This is a genomic window from Streptomyces sp. NPDC024687 (genome assembly GCF_055559055.1).
In genome coordinates, this window is record NZ_JBVHLJ010000005.1 from 142,027 (window position 1) to 156,806 (window position 14,780).

Here is a 14,780-nt window from a genome sequence, read left to right on the forward strand (position 1 = left end):
TGCGTACAGGTGAGAACCAACCTCATCGGCCCCACCGGCATCAGGGGCATCACCGTACGAAGGCAGACGAATCCGGGGGCGCGGTCACATATATCTATGCGCCGGTGGCTCACGCCGTAGCGCGCGTCACCCGTGAAGGTGAGTTGAGACCTCTTCGAAACATCGGGAACTTGGCAGGCCCATGCGTGCCGACAAGTTACGTAGTGCCATTGGATCGTTTAACTGACTTTGTTTCCCAGGTAGTTGGTAGTAGATGACCTTGCAGAAACGTGCCTGTCAACGCGTGCATATGCGTCCGCCCTACCCCACCACATGAGCCCTACTATCGGCTCGCCATGACAGCAGCAGGGAAGCACCAGGTGAGCCGCGCGGAAACCTCACGTCGAGGCAGTCGGCCGGGCCGGGCGGGCATCAGAGACGTGGCCGCCGCCGCCGGAGTCTCCATCACGACCGTCTCCGATGCCCTGAACGGAAAGGGCAGGCTCCCGGACGCCACCCGCCGCCATGTCAGGGAGGTCGCCGACCGACTGGGCTACCGCCCCTCGGCCGCGGCCAGAACCCTCCGTACCGGCAAGTCGGGACTCATCGGCCTGACCGTGACGACGTACGGGGATGAACCTTTCACCTTCACCGAGTTCGCGTACTTCGCCGAGATGGCGCGCGCCGCCACCTCCGCCGCCCTCGCCCGCGGCTACGCCCTCGTCATCCTCCCCGCGACCTCGCGCCACGACGTCTGGTCGAACGTCGCCCTGGACGGCACGGTGGTCATCGACCCGTCCGACCAGGACCCGGTCGTCAGCGAGCTGGTCCGGCAGGGTCTGCCGGTCGTGTCGGACGGCCGCCCGGCCGGGTCGCTGCCGGTCACCGCCTGGGTGGACAACGACCACGAGGCCGCCGTCCTCGGCATCCTTGACCATCTGGCAGACGCCGGCGCCCGCCGCATCGGCCTGCTGACCGGGACGACGACGGACACGTACACCCATCTGTCGACCACCGCGTATCTGCACTGGTGCGAGCGGGTGGGCCAGGATCCGGTCTACGAGGCCTACCCGGCGCACGATCCGTGCGCGGGCGCCGTCGCCGCCGACCGGCTGCTCGCCCGCCCGGACCGACCGGACGCCGTCTACGGCCTGTTCGACCCGAACGGCACCGACCTGCTGGCCGCGGCCCGACGCTACGGACTGCGCGTCCCGGACGACCTGCTGATCGTCTGCTGCAGCGAGTCCACCGTGTACGCCAGCACCGAGCCGCCCGTCACCACGCTCTCCCTCAAGCCCCGCCGCATCGGCACGGCCGTGATCCAGCTCCTCATCGATGCCATCGAAGGGGTCGCATCGGACCAACCGGTCGAGCAGGTGATACCGACGGAGCTGATCGTGCGCACCTCGTCCCAGCGGCGGGCCCCGCGCACGACGGTCAGCCCGCCGCGGTCGCCCGAGGAGGAGTAGCCGGGAGACGGCCGGCGGGGTCGAAGCCCGGTCCAAACGGGGCGAATGCCGCGATGAACAGGAGTCTTGCTCCGATTCACCACCCCTGGGTCATCACATGGCGCGATCCGCATTCCTATGATGGGCCCACGACACCGCGGGCCGCTGCGACCAGGCAGTCCGAAGCGGTGCAGATGCGGCGCGATGGTGGAGGGGTCTGATGACTCAGGGGGCCGGTCAGGGACCCGAGGTGGAGCGCACGGCGGTGCTGCGCGACTTCCGGGTGCCCGCGTACGTCAACGAGACCGGTCCGTACGGCCACAGCACGCACCCCGGCGACGTCGTCCCGGCCCAGGAGGCCTACCCGGAGGGATACACCCCGACCGAGCAGGACCTGCCCGTCATCGACCACGGTGACGGGCTCCAGGCGGCCGCCGACCCCGCTGAGCGGGCGGAGGAGGGTCCCGGCCCGCTGTTCGTCGTCGGCGACGTCCACGGCTACCTCGACGAACTGCTGGCCGCACTCCACGAGAAGGGCCTCGTCGACGCCGCGGGCAACTGGTGCGCGGGCACCGCCCGGCTCTGGTTCCTCGGCGACTTCACCGACCGCGGGCCCGACGGCATCGGCGTCATCGACCTCGTGATGCGGCTGTCCGCGGAGGCCGCGGCGGCGGGCGGCTACTGCAAGGCCCTCATGGGCAACCACGAGCTGCTGCTGATCGGCGCCAAGCGGTTCGGCGACACGCCGGTCAACTCCGGCGCGGGCACCGCCACCTTCCAGGCGGCCTGGCTGCTCAACGGCGGGCAGAAGACCGACATGGACCGCCTCCAGGACCACCACCTGCAGTGGATGTCCCGCCTGGACGCCGTCGAGGAGGTCGACGGACATCTGCTGGTGCACTCCGACACCACCGCCTACCTCGACTACGGCGACTCGATCGAGGCGGTCAACGACACCGTCCGCGAGACCATCACGCGCAATGACGCGGACGAGGTCTGGGACCTGTTCCGCAAGTTCACCAAGCGCTTCTCCTTCCGCGACGAAGGCGGCGCCGACCATGTGCGCTCCCTGCTCGACACATACGGCGGCACCCGCATCGTGCACGGCCACAGCCCGATCCCCTATCTGCTCGGCGAAGTGGGCTCCGAGGACGACAAGGAGGATTCCGGCCCGGTGGTCGAGGGACCGCACGTCTACGCCGACGGACTGGCCATCGCGATGGACGGCGGGGTGACCATGGCCGGAAAACTGCTGGTCCAGCAACTGCCTCTGGATATCTGACCCTTCACGGGGCAGACATTCCCCCAGGACGGACCGACCGTCGACCGCGCAGGCCAGAGGCCAATTTCTGGAAACCCCCTGTCACCCTGTGCCGTGCCCGCTCTACCATCTGCTTATCCGTAGCAGGCTCCCCTCCGTTTCTGCCCGACGGCTCGTTGGCATGCGAGCCCCAAGCCCTACGGAGCATCGGGGGATGCACATGAACAGCGTTCCGCAGCACCTGCACAGCGAGGACCGCCAGGAGTACGAGCGGATCCTCGATGAGGCGCTGCGCTCCGCACCACACCGTCCCGAACTGGCCGCGGTCGGACAGCGGCTGAATCCCGAACAGCTGCGCACCATGGCCCTCAACGCCACCGCGCTCATCACGGCGGCCGCGGCGACCGAGTACCAGCACTACGTGAAGGTCCGCGAGGAACAGCGCCGCCCGTCGACGCCGTCCACCCTGTCGTCCGTGCACGAACCCGGCCCCGCCGATTCGGGCACGGGTGCGATGGGGCTCGCCACCACCATGGGAGAGGTCGCCGAGACCGCCGGTGCGGGCGCCGTCGCCGTCGCCGCCGTTCTGACGCCCGTCCTCGCCGGAATCGCCGCGGCGATCTTCCTGCTCGTGGGTTACGTCCTCCAGATGCTCAGCCCACCGCCGGCGTTCGCCCACGCCATGATCACTATCGGATGGGTGTTCGGCGCCCTGACCGCGGCCGCGATCCTGGTCGCCGCCTGCGGCCTGCTGCTCACCGCACTCCACAACCGGCCCTCGCCGGACGCGGGGTACGGCGAACTCAGCGAGGAGGTGGCACGGGCGAAGGACGCCTGGCGCGAGGCCCTGCTGGAACGCGGCCTGCTCCCCTTCCTCAGAGACGCCCTCGCCGATCCCGGCACCGCCGCACTGCATCACACGGCGCCGCCCGCACCCCCCAGCCGGATGCCCAGCCTCGGCTACGACCGCCCGGGCTTCAGCAGCCCGGACGACGGAGCCTCCGGGGCCCGCCCGGGCTTCAGCAGCCCGGACTACGCCAGCCCGGACTTCGGGGGGCCGGAACACCAGCCGGAGTAGCTCCCGGCAGCCCCTCGGCTTGCGCCCCCACCACGGGGAGCGCAAGCCGAAGACCCGGCCACGGGCCACCCGCCGACGGCTCGCCTACATCAGTCGGCGATCGGCAGATAGACCCGGTTGCCCGCCGCCGCGAACTCCTTCGACTTCTGCGCCATCCCCTCCTCGATCTCCTCCTGACTGCCGCCGTGCCGACGGCGGATGTCCTGGGAGATCTTCATCGAGCAGAACTTCGGCCCGCACATGGAGCAGAAGTGGGCCGTCTTGGCCGGTTCGGCCGGGAGGGTCTCGTCGTGGAACTCCCGGGCCGTGTCGGGGTCGAGGGCCAGGTTGAACTGGTCCTCCCAGCGGAACTCGAAGCGGGCGTCGGAGAGGGCGTCGTCCCACTCCTGGGCGCCTGGGTGTCCCTTGGCGAGGTCGGCCGCGTGGGCGGCGATCTTGTAGGTGATGACACCTGTCTTGACGTCGTCACGGTTGGGCAGGCCCAGATGCTCCTTGGGCGTGACGTAGCAGAGCATCGCGGTGCCCCACCAGGCGATCATCGCGGCACCGATGCCGGAGGTGATGTGGTCGTAGGCCGGCGCGACGTCGGTGGTCAGCGGGCCGAGCGTATAGAACGGAGCTTCATCGCAGATCTCCTGCTGAAGGTCGATGTTCTCCTTGATCTTGTGCATCGGGACGTGTCCCGGGCCCTCGATCATGGTCTGCACGTTGAAACGCTTCGCGATCCGGTTGAGTTCCCCGAGCGTGCGCAACTCCGCGAACTGCGCCTCGTCGTTGGCGTCCGCGATCGAGCCGGGCCGGAGACCGTCGCCCAGCGAGTACGTGACGTCGTAGGCCGCGAGGATCTCGCACAGTTCCTCGAAGTTCTCGTACAGGAACGACTCCTTGTGGTGCGCGAGGCACCAGGCCGCCATGATCGAGCCGCCGCGCGAGACGATGCCCGTCTTGCGGTTCGCGGTCAGGGGTACGTACGCCAGGCGCACGCCCGCGTGGACCGTCATGTAGTCCACGCCCTGCTCGGCCTGCTCGATGACCGTGTCCTTGTAGATCTCCCAGGTCAGCTCCTCGGCGCGACCGTCGACCTTCTCCAGGGCCTGGTAGAGCGGCACCGTGCCGATGGGGACGGGGGAGTTGCGCAGCACCCACTCACGGGTGGTGTGGATGTTGCGGCCGGTGGACAGGTCCATGACCGTGTCGGCTCCCCATCGGGTCGCCCAGGTCATCTTCTCGACCTCCTCCTCGATGGAGGAGGTCACCGCGGAATTGCCGATGTTGGCGTTGACCTTCACCAGGAACCGCTTGCCGATGATCATCGGCTCGATCTCCGGGTGGTTGACGTTCGCCGGCAGCACCGCGCGCCCCGCCGCGATCTCCTCGCGCACGACCTCGGGAGAGACGTTCTCCCGGATGGCCACGTACTCCATCTCCGGTGTGACCTCGCCGCGGCGGGCGTAGGCCAGCTGTGTGACCGCCTTGCCGTCACGGCTACGGCGCGGCTGGCGGGACCTCCCCGGGAAGACAGCGTCGAGGTTACGGAGACCACCCCGCGGTGAGGTGTGCTTGTTTCCGTCGTCCTCGGGGCGCATGGGACGGCCCGCGTACTCCTCGGTGTCCCCGCGGGCGATGATCCAGTTCTCCCGCAGTGGCACGAGGCCCCGGCGGACGTCCGTCTCGGTCAGCGGATCGGTGTACGGGCCCGACGTGTCGTACAGCGTGACCGACTGCCCGTTGGTGAGGTGCACCTGACGGACCGGCACCCGCAGATCGGGGCGCGAGCCCTCGATGTACGCCTTGTGCCAGCCGATGGACTTCCCGGCCTCCCCGTCGAGCTGGTCGGAGGCAGGCGTGCGCGCGTCCTTGATGGCCATGAGACCTACTCCCTACGCCGGCATTACCCGGTAACAGGTTCGGCGGTCGACGCAGCGGTTTCCGTCTGCCGACGCTTCGTGGGGAACATCACTCGGTTGAGATGACGTTCCACGTGAAACATCGCTGGGACGGAGGTCAGCGCCCTCTCAGCCCGGTGCTCCGAGCTCCCGCGTGTACAAAGGTGGCTCCACGCTAGCGTCACTTCGGGCGCGGTGAACAGAGGGCCCCTGTCGTTCTTGCGATGATCGGTCGGTGACCACGACGCATCAGCCCCCGTACCCCCCTCCCGAGCCTCCGCGCCGACCGGGCTCCGGAAACGGCCCTGGGCCCGGCCCCGGCAGCGGCTCCCGCGGTGGCTTCGGAGACGGCGGGGGCGGCCGCCTGGCCGGTGGGACCGGCGGCCGGGGCGAGCATGAGCTCGATGGCGGGTATGGCGGCGATCACGGCTACGGCCACGGTCAGGGCGCGAGTCACGGCGGCCTGGGCAGCGATGGCGGCCCGGGGGGTGGCAATGGCGGCGACGGTGGCCATGGCGGCGAGGGACACGGGCACGGTTCCGGTGACGAGCATGGTCCCGGTGACGGACGAGGTCCCGGTGACGCGCACGGGCATGGGAGCGGGCCCGGTTCCGGCGGTGGCCACGGCCACTCGCACAGTCATGGCCATGGACCGGCAACTCCCGTCTCCAAGCACCTGCGCAAGGTCATCGCGGCGATCCTCATCCCGTTCGGCGTAGCCGTGGTGGTGGGGCTGGCGGTGCTGTGGCCCGGCGGCGCCCCGGCACACGAACGCACCGGAGTCGGCTTCGACCGGCAGACCCAGCAGGCCACGGTCACCAAGGTCGTGAGCGTCAGCTGTAAGTCGGTGAACGCCTCGGGTGAGGCCCCCACCGGGGACACCTCCACCGCCGAGGGCTCCTCCGCCGAGCAACAGGCGAACGGCACCTGCAAGAAGGCGACGATCCGGGTCGACACCGGCGACGACAAGGGCCGCACCTTCACGGAGATCGTCCAGCCGGACCAGTCACGGCAGTTGCACGAGGGCGAGAAGGTCGTGGTCGCGTACGAGCCCTCCGCGCCCAGGGACTTGCAGTACTCGGTCGCCGACGTGAACCGCAGGTTCCCGATGGGGCTGCTCGCCGGCATCTTCGCGCTCGCCGTCGTGGTCGTCGGGCGGCTGCGCGGAGTCATGGCGCTGGTCGCGCTGGCCATCAGCTTCATGGTGCTGAACTTCTTCATCCTGCCCGCGATCCTCCAGGGCTCGAACCCACTGCTAGTGGCGGTGATCGGGGCGAGCGCCATCATGCTGATCGCCCTCTACCTGTGCCACGGCCTGTCGGCCCGTACCTCCGTGGCGGTACTGGGGACGCTGATCTCGCTGGTGCTGATCGGTATCCTCGGCTCGCAGTTCATCGGCTGGGCAGCGCTGACGGGCAACACGGACGACAACACCGGGCTCATCCACGGGCTGTACCCGTCGATCGACATGAGCGGTCTGCTGCTCGCCGGCGTCATCATCGGCTCGCTCGGTGTCCTGGACGATGTGACGGTCACGCAGACCTCGGCGGTCTGGGAACTGCACGAGGCCAACCCGACGATGGGCTGGCGGGGGTTGTACCGCGCGGGTATCCGGATCGGCCGCGACCACATCGCGTCCGTCGTCAACACCCTCGTCCTCGCCTACGCCGGCGCCGCGCTGCCGCTGCTGCTGCTCTTCTCGATCGCGCAGTCCAGCGTGGGGGGCGTGGCCAACAGCGAGTTGGTGGCGGAGGAGATCGTGCGCACGCTGGTCGGCTCGATCGGCCTCGTCGCCTCGGTACCGGTCACCACGGTCCTCGCGGCCCTGGTGGTCTCGGCCGACCGACCGGGGGCGGAGGCGGAGGCACCGGGGACGTCTGCAGCCGTACCGGCCACCAGTACAAGCGCGGGCACGGCCGACCGCCGCCCGGCGATGGGACGAGGGGGGAAGGGGCGGCGACGCAAGCACTGAGGGGGACGAGGGGGTGGTCCGGGGTTCCGGCTCCCGGCTCCGATCCGGGTTCCGGGTCCTGCCATCGGAGTGTGTTCCGGATATCCCGGCCACCGGCCACCGGCTTCCGGCTTCCGGTCCGCGTTCCAGCTCCCGGGCTCATTCTGAGTCCCCTGCTCTGGTGCTCCGGTTCCGGACTTCCCTCCCCGGTTCTCGGCTCACGGCTCACGGCTGCGGTCCAGGTTTCTCGGCTCCCGGCTCCCGGCTCCCGGCTCCCGGCTGCAAACTTCCCGTTGCGGCCCAGGTTCTCGGACTGCGCCTCCTGCCGGGTGGGTGCCGATTCCGGTCTGGCTCCCAGTCCCGGCTCCCGCATACGGGTCTCAGCTCCCTGGCCCCAGCTCCGAGTCCCCGGCTCTCAGGCTGCGGCTCCAGGCTTTCCAGGTTCTGTTCTCGGATCCTCGGCTCCTCGACTCGTCCAAGGAGACTCACTTGCCATGGAACCTGTGTGTACGCGCACTGGAGCACGCCACATCGCTTCCACCCCCACGCCGGCCTCTCGCCGGGCACCGCCGTCAGGATTCGCCACGTCCACACCTCGGCAGAAGCACCACGCAGGCCTGATCCGACCTGCACTCCACCAGACCGCCCCCGCCCCGGCAGAAGCGTTCCTGCACCCTCCCACCCTTTGACGAAGGAAGCCGCCCCCCTGCCGCCGTAAGAGGTCAGCCCGCGCTCTGTTCCTCCGCCAGGATCCGGTCCAGCGCCTCGTCGAGATGCGTGTCGAAATCGGCCAGCGCAGTCTCCTGGCCCAGCGGCACCAGCTTGTCGGTGCGGTCGAGGAAGGCGATGATCGGCGCCGTCGACGAGCGGAACAGGGCCTGGTCGCCGCCGACCTGAAGCCTGATCAGGACATCACCCAGTAGGTCGGAACCGGCGGGCGCGACCCGTACATCACCCTCTCCGCAGGGCCGCCCCACCCCGTCGATCAACAGCTCGCGACCGAAAGCCCAGGTCACTGGGGCATCGCCCGGGAGATGGAAGGTCAACCGGACCGCGTAGGGATCGCAGGCCTCGTAGCCGAGCTCCACCGGAATACGGAAGGAGAGCTCCTCCGACACGAGAAAGCTCATCATGACCTCTGCCTGTACGGACTCGCGCATCGCCTACCCCGTCATCTGCCTTCGTTGGCCGGAACTGATCCCTCTGACATTGAGGCATCTTGCTGAACGTGAGCAACAGATCACAAGGAGTGAGTTTTCAGATACTGATAGAGATCGCGAGCGAGCCCGACAGACGACCGATTTCCTCTTGCAATTGCTGGGTGGCGGCCAGCAATCGGTCCGCCTGATGGACGGGCAGCGAAATGGCCACTGTTGACGCTGCGTTACCCAGCGTGATCGGAATCGCCGCACACACCGTCCCCAGCGCGTACTCCTGACGCTCGATCACCGGGCCCATCCGCGCGGTCCGTTCCAGGCGCCGGAGCAGGCTGTGGCCGTCGCGGACGGTGTACGGCGTGATGGACTGCACGGGGTACCGGTCGAGGTGGTCGCGTCGGGCCTCGTCATCGAGCTGGGCGAGCAGACACTGCCCGATGGCGTGCGCATGCCCGGTCTCACGGAAGTCGGCCCACTCCTCGACTGCCGGGCTGCCGGGGCTGTCGGAGACACAGAGGACCTCGATTTCTCCGTCCCGGTACTGCGCGTAGTACACCGGCACGCCGATCAGATCGCGCCAGTGCGCAAGCGCCTCGACGACGGTGCTGCGACGTTTCTGCTCGGCTCCACTGCTGCTCAGCCGCTCGGCCGCCTCCCCAAGGAAGAACAAGCCCTTGTCGCGACGCAGATAGCCCTCGTGCACGAGGGTGCGGAGCAGGTGGTACGCCGTGGGGAGCGCCAGCCCGGTCTCGCGCGCGAGTTGTTTGGCGGGGGCTCCGTGCTCGTGCTCCGCGACGGATTCGAGCAGGCGCATCGCACGCTGGACGGACCCGATCAGGGTCGCGGAGTGCGCCTGATCGGGAGGTTCGGAGGAGGGCCCCGCGTGCCGCTGGACGGGGGCTGACGCCCGTACCGGGCCCATTGGCCGCGCGGGAGCGGACGGCTGTGCGGGAGCCGACGCCTGGACCGGGTCCATAGGCCGGGCGGGAGGAGGTGGCTGTACCGGGCCCGTCGGCCGGGCCGGAGCAGGGGGCTGTACCGAAACCGGCGCCCGTGCGGGAGCTGCCGGCTGGGCAGGAGCTACCGGATCTGCAGGATCCGTCGGTCGTACCGAAGCCGAAGCCCGTACCGGGTCCATCGGTCGGGCCGGAGCAGATGGCTGTACCGAAGCCGGCGACCGTCCCGGAGCTGTCGGCTGGGCGGGAGCTGCCGGACCTCCCGTAGCTGCCGGACCTCCAGAAGCCGTCGTTCGGTCCGAAGCCGTCGGCTGTGCGGGAGGCGTCGTCGAGCGGGTGTCGATCTGTGCGGGTGCGGTGTCAACCGTGGCCAAGGGGCACTCCCGGAGCGCGAGGGGGCAGCCCGTGCGGGGAACACGGGTGGGGGTGTACTCCGCTCGCGGGGTCGTCCCCGCGTCGAGTCCGGACTTTAACGCTCCGACACGGCACGTATACGACCCGTCAGCGAAACTTCCCTCGCCCGAGGGAACGGGGGATTCCTGTTACCGGTCGCCCCGCCCGCTCCGGACGCTCACCAGTCGCTGCGCGACGAGGAGCTCGACATGAACTTCCGTACGACGTAGACGAGTCCACCGACCAGGGCCACGAAGATCAGCAGCTTGAAGAGCAGGCCGATGACGAAGCCGACAACCGTGGCTATCAGGCCGCCGAACACGACCAGTGCGATGACCGGCACCGCGACCCACTTCACCCACCACGGCAACCCCGCGAAGATCTCTCCCATCGCACTCAACCTCTCTGCAGTCCGGCACTGTCCGGCCCCTCTGGTACCGGATCCACAATGTCCTGCACCCGATGCTAGGGCCGGGACATGCCGCTCCGGGGGCCTCGCACCCCTTGTCCTCCCCTGACTGATCCCCTAGGGAACCCCGAGGTCGCAGGTCAGCTCTCCGGGGGAGAGAACACCACCATGACCCTGAGGTCCTCGCTGATGTGGTGGAACTTGTGGGCGACGCCGGCCGGTACGTACACCACGCTGCCGCGCGCGACCTGGGTGGTCTCCATGCCCACGGTGATCGCCGCGCGTCCGCTCACCACGAGGTAGACCTCGTCCTGGCGGTGCGACTGCTGAGGGTCCTGCGCGCCCGCGTCGAGTGCGTACAGGCCGACCGACATGTTCCGCTCACGCAGGAACTGGAGATACGCGCCGTCGTTGGCGGCGCGCTCCGCCTCCAGCTCGTCCAACCGGAATGCCTTCATCGACTTCGTCCGCCCTCGTCGTACTCGTAACCGATCTCTTCTGCCACGATCAGACACATGAAGAATTTCCTAGTCAAGACGATCGCCAACGCGGGTGCCCTGGCGGTCGCCGTCTGGCTGCTCGACAAGATCACCCTGACCGGTGGCAGCACCGGCAAGAAGGTCTGGACGCTGATCATCGTCGCCCTGGTCTTCGGCCTGGTGAACTTCCTGGTCAAGCCGGTCGTGAAGGTGCTGACCTTCCCGCTGTTCATCCTGACGCTCGGCCTGTTCACGCTGGTCGTCAACGCGCTGATGCTGCTGCTGACCTCGTGGCTCGCCGACAAGCTCGACCTGAGCTTCCACGTCGAGGGGTTCTGGACCGCTGTCCTGGGCGGTCTGATCATCTCGATCGTGTCCTGGGCCCTGCACGTCGTCCTGCCCGACGAGGACTGAGGAGGAATGACCTACCGGGTCTGTTTCGTCTGTACGGGCAACATCTGCCGTTCCCCGACGGCCGAGTCGGTCTTCCGCGCCCGCATAGCGGAAGCCGGCCTGGACGGCCTGGTCGAGGTCGACAGTGCCGGTACGGACGGCTGGCACGAGGGCGACGGCGCGGACCCACGCACCGTGTCCGTCCTGGAGGAGCACGGTTACAGCGGCGTCCATACGGCCCGGCAGTTCCGCTCCTCCTGGTTCTCCCGCCTCGACCTCGTCATCGCCCTCGATGCCGGCCACCTCAGGACCCTTCGGCGCCTCGCCCCCACACCGGAGGACGCCGGAAAGGTACGGCTGCTGCGTTCGTACGACCCCGCCGCGGGCGCCGACCTCGACGTTCCGGACCCGTACTACGGGGGCCCGGACGGCTTCGAGGAGTGCCTTGAGATGGTGGAGGCGGCGAGCGAGGGTCTGCTCGCCGAGGTGCGCGAGCAGACGGAAGGACGGGTGGCATGAGGGACAGAACTGCGGACACGGGAGAGGGCACGCGCGCGGTGCGGGCCGGACTGCCCGAGACGGTCAAGAACGAACCGACCCTGCCCGGTCCGGCCTTCGCCGCCCATTTCCACCTGCCCGGCGAGGTCGACGGCCCGTACACCTACGGCCGCGACACGAATCCGAGCTGGAGCCTGCTGGAGCACGCCATCGGCGAGCTGGAGGCGCCGGGGCAGGACGGGGTGGAGACGCTGGTCTTCGCCTCGGGCATGGCCGCCATCGCCGCCGTGCTCTTCTCGCAGCTGCGCGCCGGGGACACGGTCGTCCTGCCCAGCGACGGCTACCAGGTGCTGCCGCTGATCCGCGCCCAGCTGGAGGCGTACGGCATCGAGGTACGCACCGCCCCGACCGGCGGCGACGCCCAGCTCGACGTTCTCGACGGCGCGCGGCTGCTGTGGATCGAGAGCCCGTCCAACCCCGGACTCGACGTGTGCGACATCCGGCGGCTCGTCGAGGCGGCACACGCGCGTGGGGCACTCGTCGCTGTCGACAACACGCTCGCCACACCGCTCGGACAGCGCCCGCTGGAGCTCGGCGCGGACTTCTCCGTCGCCAGTGGCACCAAGCAGCTCACGGGGCACGGAGACGTCCTTCTCGGGTACGTCACCGGCCGCGAGGGCGAGGCCATGGACGCCGTCCGTCGCTGGAGGAAGATCGTCGGGGCGATCGCGGGGCCCATGGAGGCATGGCTCGCCCATCGGTCGATCGCGACCCTTCAGATGCGGGTGGACCGGCAGAACGCGACCGCGCTCGTGCTCGCGCAGGCGTTGCAGGCGCGGCCCGAGGTGAGCGGGCTGCGCTACCCGGGGCTGTCCGACGACCCCTCGCACAAGATCGCATCACAGCAGATGCGGCGCTATGGATGCGTGGTCGCCTTCACGCTGCCCACGCGTGCGCGTGCCGAGCGTTTCCTGGACGCCCTGCGGCTCGTGGACGACGCGACGAGCTTCGGCGGGGTGCGCTCGACCGCCGAGCGGCGCCGACGCTGGGGCGGGGACGACGTGCCCGAGGGCTTCATCCGCTTCTCGGTCGGGGCGGAGGACCCCGAGGACCTGCTGGCGGACGTGCTGCGGGCATTGGACGAGTCGGCCGACTGACCGTTTCAGCAGGGCATTCAGCGACGCCCGGCCATGTCCGGATACGCACAACGGACGGTCCGAGCCTCCCCCCTCGTGGCTCGGACCGCCCCGGTTCCCGCGCGCGAAGAACCGCGCGAACAAGGCTAGTTGACTCTGTGTCAGTGTCCAATCACAGTAGCGACAGAGACCTATCGACATATTTATAGTTGGGCCCCTGCCCCGGGGCCGCGAAAGGGGCGGGGGGGACGCCACCATGGATCTGGCCTTGCTGCGCACTTTCGTGACGGTGCACCGCTCCGGTTCCTTCACCCGCGCCGCCGCGCTGCTCGGACTGTCCCAGCCGGCCGTCACCTCGCAGATCCGCACCCTGGAACGGCAGTTGGGGCGCCCCCTGTTCCTACGGCAGGCCCGCGGCGTGACCCCCACGACCATCGGCGACGAACTCGCGCACAAGGCCGCACCTCATCTCGATGCCCTGGTGGAGATCACCGAGACCGGCCTCGACGACGAGTCGTCCTTGCGCACGCTGCATCTTGCGGGGCCTCCCGAGTTCACCGCCGAGCGGGCACTGCCCGCCCTCACCGAGCTGACCGGCGAGGACGGCCAGGGTTTCGCTCTGCGGGCCTCCTTCGGCAACGCCGAGGAGACCCTGGAGGGGCTGGCCGCCGGACATCATGATCTGGCCATCAGCACGGCCCGTCCACGGGGTGCGCTGCTTACCGCGAGCACGCTCTGCGACGAGGAGCACGTCCTGGTCGCCGCTCCGAGCTGGGCCGACCAGCTCGGCTCAGGAGAGGCGGTCAGGGCGCTTCCCGCGGTCAAGCGAGCCCCCGCCTTCGAGAACGTGCCCGTGATCGAGGTGCACGAGTCGCTGCCTTTCGTCTCGCGCTACTGGGCCTCCGTCTTCGATTGCCGCCCGGCCGCACCGGGCACCGTCGTCGTCCCCGATCTGCGCGCCGTACTCGCCTGTGCGGTCGCGGGCGCTGGGCTCGCGGTGCTGCCGCGGTATCTGTGCGCGGCCGCGCTGGAGCGCGGGGACGTCGTCGCCCTGCATGAGCCCACCGTGCCTCCGCTGCGCACGTACTTCCTGGTGGTGCGCACAGGGACGCTGGCGATGCCACATATCGCGCGGGCGCACGAATGGCTGCTGCGGGCGGCTGTCGACTGGTGTTGAGCTGGGATTTCGCGCTCATAACCCAGCGAGCCCGGCCGGTGACACCACGCGATGTTTCACGTGGAACCATCCGGGCCACATACCCCCCATGACCGTCCGACCCGTGGTCAAGCGCACCGCACGTGCCGTCCTGCTCGACGGCGACGATCTGGTCCTGATCAAGCGCACCAAGCCCGGCATGGATCCTTACTGGCTGACTCCCGGTGGTGGAGTCGAGCCGACGGACACGACCGTCGTCGACGCCCTGCACCGCGAGGTGTACGAGGAGCTCGGCGCCAAGATCACCGACGTGGTGCCCTGCTTCGTGGACACCGTCGAGCACATCGGCGACGACGGGGGCGCGACCGGGGTGAAAGTGCAGCACTTCTTCGTCTGCCACCTGGAATCGATGGACCCGTCCCTGCGGCACGGCCCCGAAGTGGACGAGCCCATCGGGGAGTACGAGATCGTCCGGGTGCCGTTCACCCGCGTCGGAATCGCCTCCGTCCACCTGGTCCCGCTGTCCCTGCGGCACTATCTGGACGGCAACATCGAGGGCGTACGGGCCATGCACGCGCCGGACCTGGGCTGACCCCTCGC

General features: G+C 69.1%; 14 protein-coding genes. 9 read left to right on the forward strand and 5 right to left on the reverse strand.

The window, feature by feature from the left end:
• Positions 1-335: 335 nt before the first annotated feature.
• The 3 genes from ACZ39I_RS20780 to ACZ39I_RS20790 all read left to right on the forward strand — a co-directional run bounded on the left by ACZ39I_RS20780 (position 336) and on the right by ACZ39I_RS20790 (position 3,766).
• Positions 336-1,448, forward strand: coding sequence for a LacI family DNA-binding transcriptional regulator (locus ACZ39I_RS20780; protein ID WP_403656702.1), 1,113 nt, complete (start codon positions 336-338; stop codon positions 1,446-1,448).
• A 199-nt stretch (positions 1,449-1,647) separates the two neighbouring features.
• Complete coding sequence (locus ACZ39I_RS20785) at positions 1,648-2,709, forward strand: metallophosphoesterase (RefSeq protein ID WP_467245831.1); 1,062 nt, start codon at positions 1,648-1,650, stop codon at positions 2,707-2,709.
• A gap of 193 nt (positions 2,710-2,902) precedes the next feature.
• Positions 2,903-3,766 carry a hypothetical protein gene (locus tag ACZ39I_RS20790; RefSeq protein WP_467245832.1) on the forward strand — a complete coding sequence of 288 codons (864 nt, stop codon included), beginning with the start codon at positions 2,903-2,905 and terminating at the stop codon, positions 3,764-3,766.
• 89 nt (positions 3,767-3,855) lie between these two features.
• Here ACZ39I_RS20790 and thiC read toward each other — a convergent pair whose 3' ends face one another.
• A complete protein-coding gene (thiC, locus tag ACZ39I_RS20795) occupies positions 3,856-5,634 on the reverse strand; it encodes a phosphomethylpyrimidine synthase ThiC (protein WP_467245833.1) in 1,779 nt (592 codons plus the stop codon).
• 253 nt (positions 5,635-5,887) lie between these two features.
• Between thiC and ACZ39I_RS20800 the strand changes: the two genes are divergently transcribed.
• Positions 5,888-7,624, forward strand: coding sequence for a YibE/F family protein (locus ACZ39I_RS20800; RefSeq protein WP_467245834.1), 1,737 nt, complete (start codon positions 5,888-5,890; stop codon positions 7,622-7,624).
• 701 nt (positions 7,625-8,325) lie between these two features.
• On the opposite strand, the gene ACZ39I_RS20805 is transcribed toward ACZ39I_RS20800, so the two are convergent.
• The 4 genes from ACZ39I_RS20805 to ACZ39I_RS20820 form a co-directional block, all read right to left on the reverse strand.
• Positions 8,326-8,763 carry an SsgA family sporulation/cell division regulator gene (locus ACZ39I_RS20805; RefSeq protein ID WP_352391426.1) on the reverse strand — a complete coding sequence of 146 codons (438 nt, stop codon included), beginning with the start codon at positions 8,761-8,763 and terminating at the stop codon, positions 8,326-8,328.
• Between the two features lie 97 nt (positions 8,764-8,860).
• Complete coding sequence (locus tag ACZ39I_RS20810) at positions 8,861-9,598, reverse strand: IclR family transcriptional regulator (RefSeq protein WP_467246252.1); 738 nt, start codon at positions 9,596-9,598, stop codon at positions 8,861-8,863.
• Positions 9,599-10,287: 689 nt separating this feature from the next.
• The gene (locus ACZ39I_RS20815) at positions 10,288-10,500 is read right to left on the reverse strand and encodes a DUF5326 family protein (RefSeq protein WP_352391428.1); all 213 of its coding nucleotides are present in this window, start codon (positions 10,498-10,500) and stop codon (positions 10,288-10,290) included.
• A gap of 158 nt (positions 10,501-10,658) precedes the next feature.
• Complete coding sequence (locus ACZ39I_RS20820) at positions 10,659-10,976, reverse strand: cupin domain-containing protein (protein WP_467245835.1); 318 nt, start codon at positions 10,974-10,976, stop codon at positions 10,659-10,661.
• Positions 10,977-11,033: 57 nt separating this feature from the next.
• Between ACZ39I_RS20820 and ACZ39I_RS20825 the strand changes: the two genes are divergently transcribed.
• From ACZ39I_RS20825 to ACZ39I_RS20845, 5 genes are all read left to right on the forward strand, one after another.
• The gene (locus ACZ39I_RS20825) at positions 11,034-11,411 is read left to right on the forward strand and encodes a phage holin family protein (RefSeq protein WP_467245836.1); all 378 of its coding nucleotides are present in this window, start codon (positions 11,034-11,036) and stop codon (positions 11,409-11,411) included.
• A 6-nt stretch (positions 11,412-11,417) separates the two neighbouring features.
• Positions 11,418-11,909 carry a low molecular weight protein-tyrosine-phosphatase gene (locus tag ACZ39I_RS20830; RefSeq protein WP_467245837.1) on the forward strand — a complete coding sequence of 164 codons (492 nt, stop codon included), beginning with the start codon at positions 11,418-11,420 and terminating at the stop codon, positions 11,907-11,909.
• On the forward strand, positions 11,906-13,045 hold the full coding sequence (locus ACZ39I_RS20835) for a cystathionine gamma-lyase (RefSeq protein ID WP_467245838.1): 1,140 nt from the start codon (positions 11,906-11,908) through the stop codon (positions 13,043-13,045). The genes ACZ39I_RS20830 and ACZ39I_RS20835 overlap by 4 nt, the downstream gene beginning before the upstream one ends.
• A gap of 235 nt (positions 13,046-13,280) precedes the next feature.
• Positions 13,281-14,201 (forward strand): LysR family transcriptional regulator, encoded by a 921-nt coding sequence (locus ACZ39I_RS20840; protein ID WP_467245839.1) that lies wholly within the window; start codon positions 13,281-13,283, stop codon positions 14,199-14,201.
• Positions 14,202-14,289: 88 nt separating this feature from the next.
• Entirely contained in the window at positions 14,290-14,772 is a 483-nt protein-coding gene (locus ACZ39I_RS20845; protein ID WP_352391434.1) for an NUDIX hydrolase, read from the forward strand.
• The last annotated feature ends 8 nt before the right edge of the window (positions 14,773-14,780 follow it).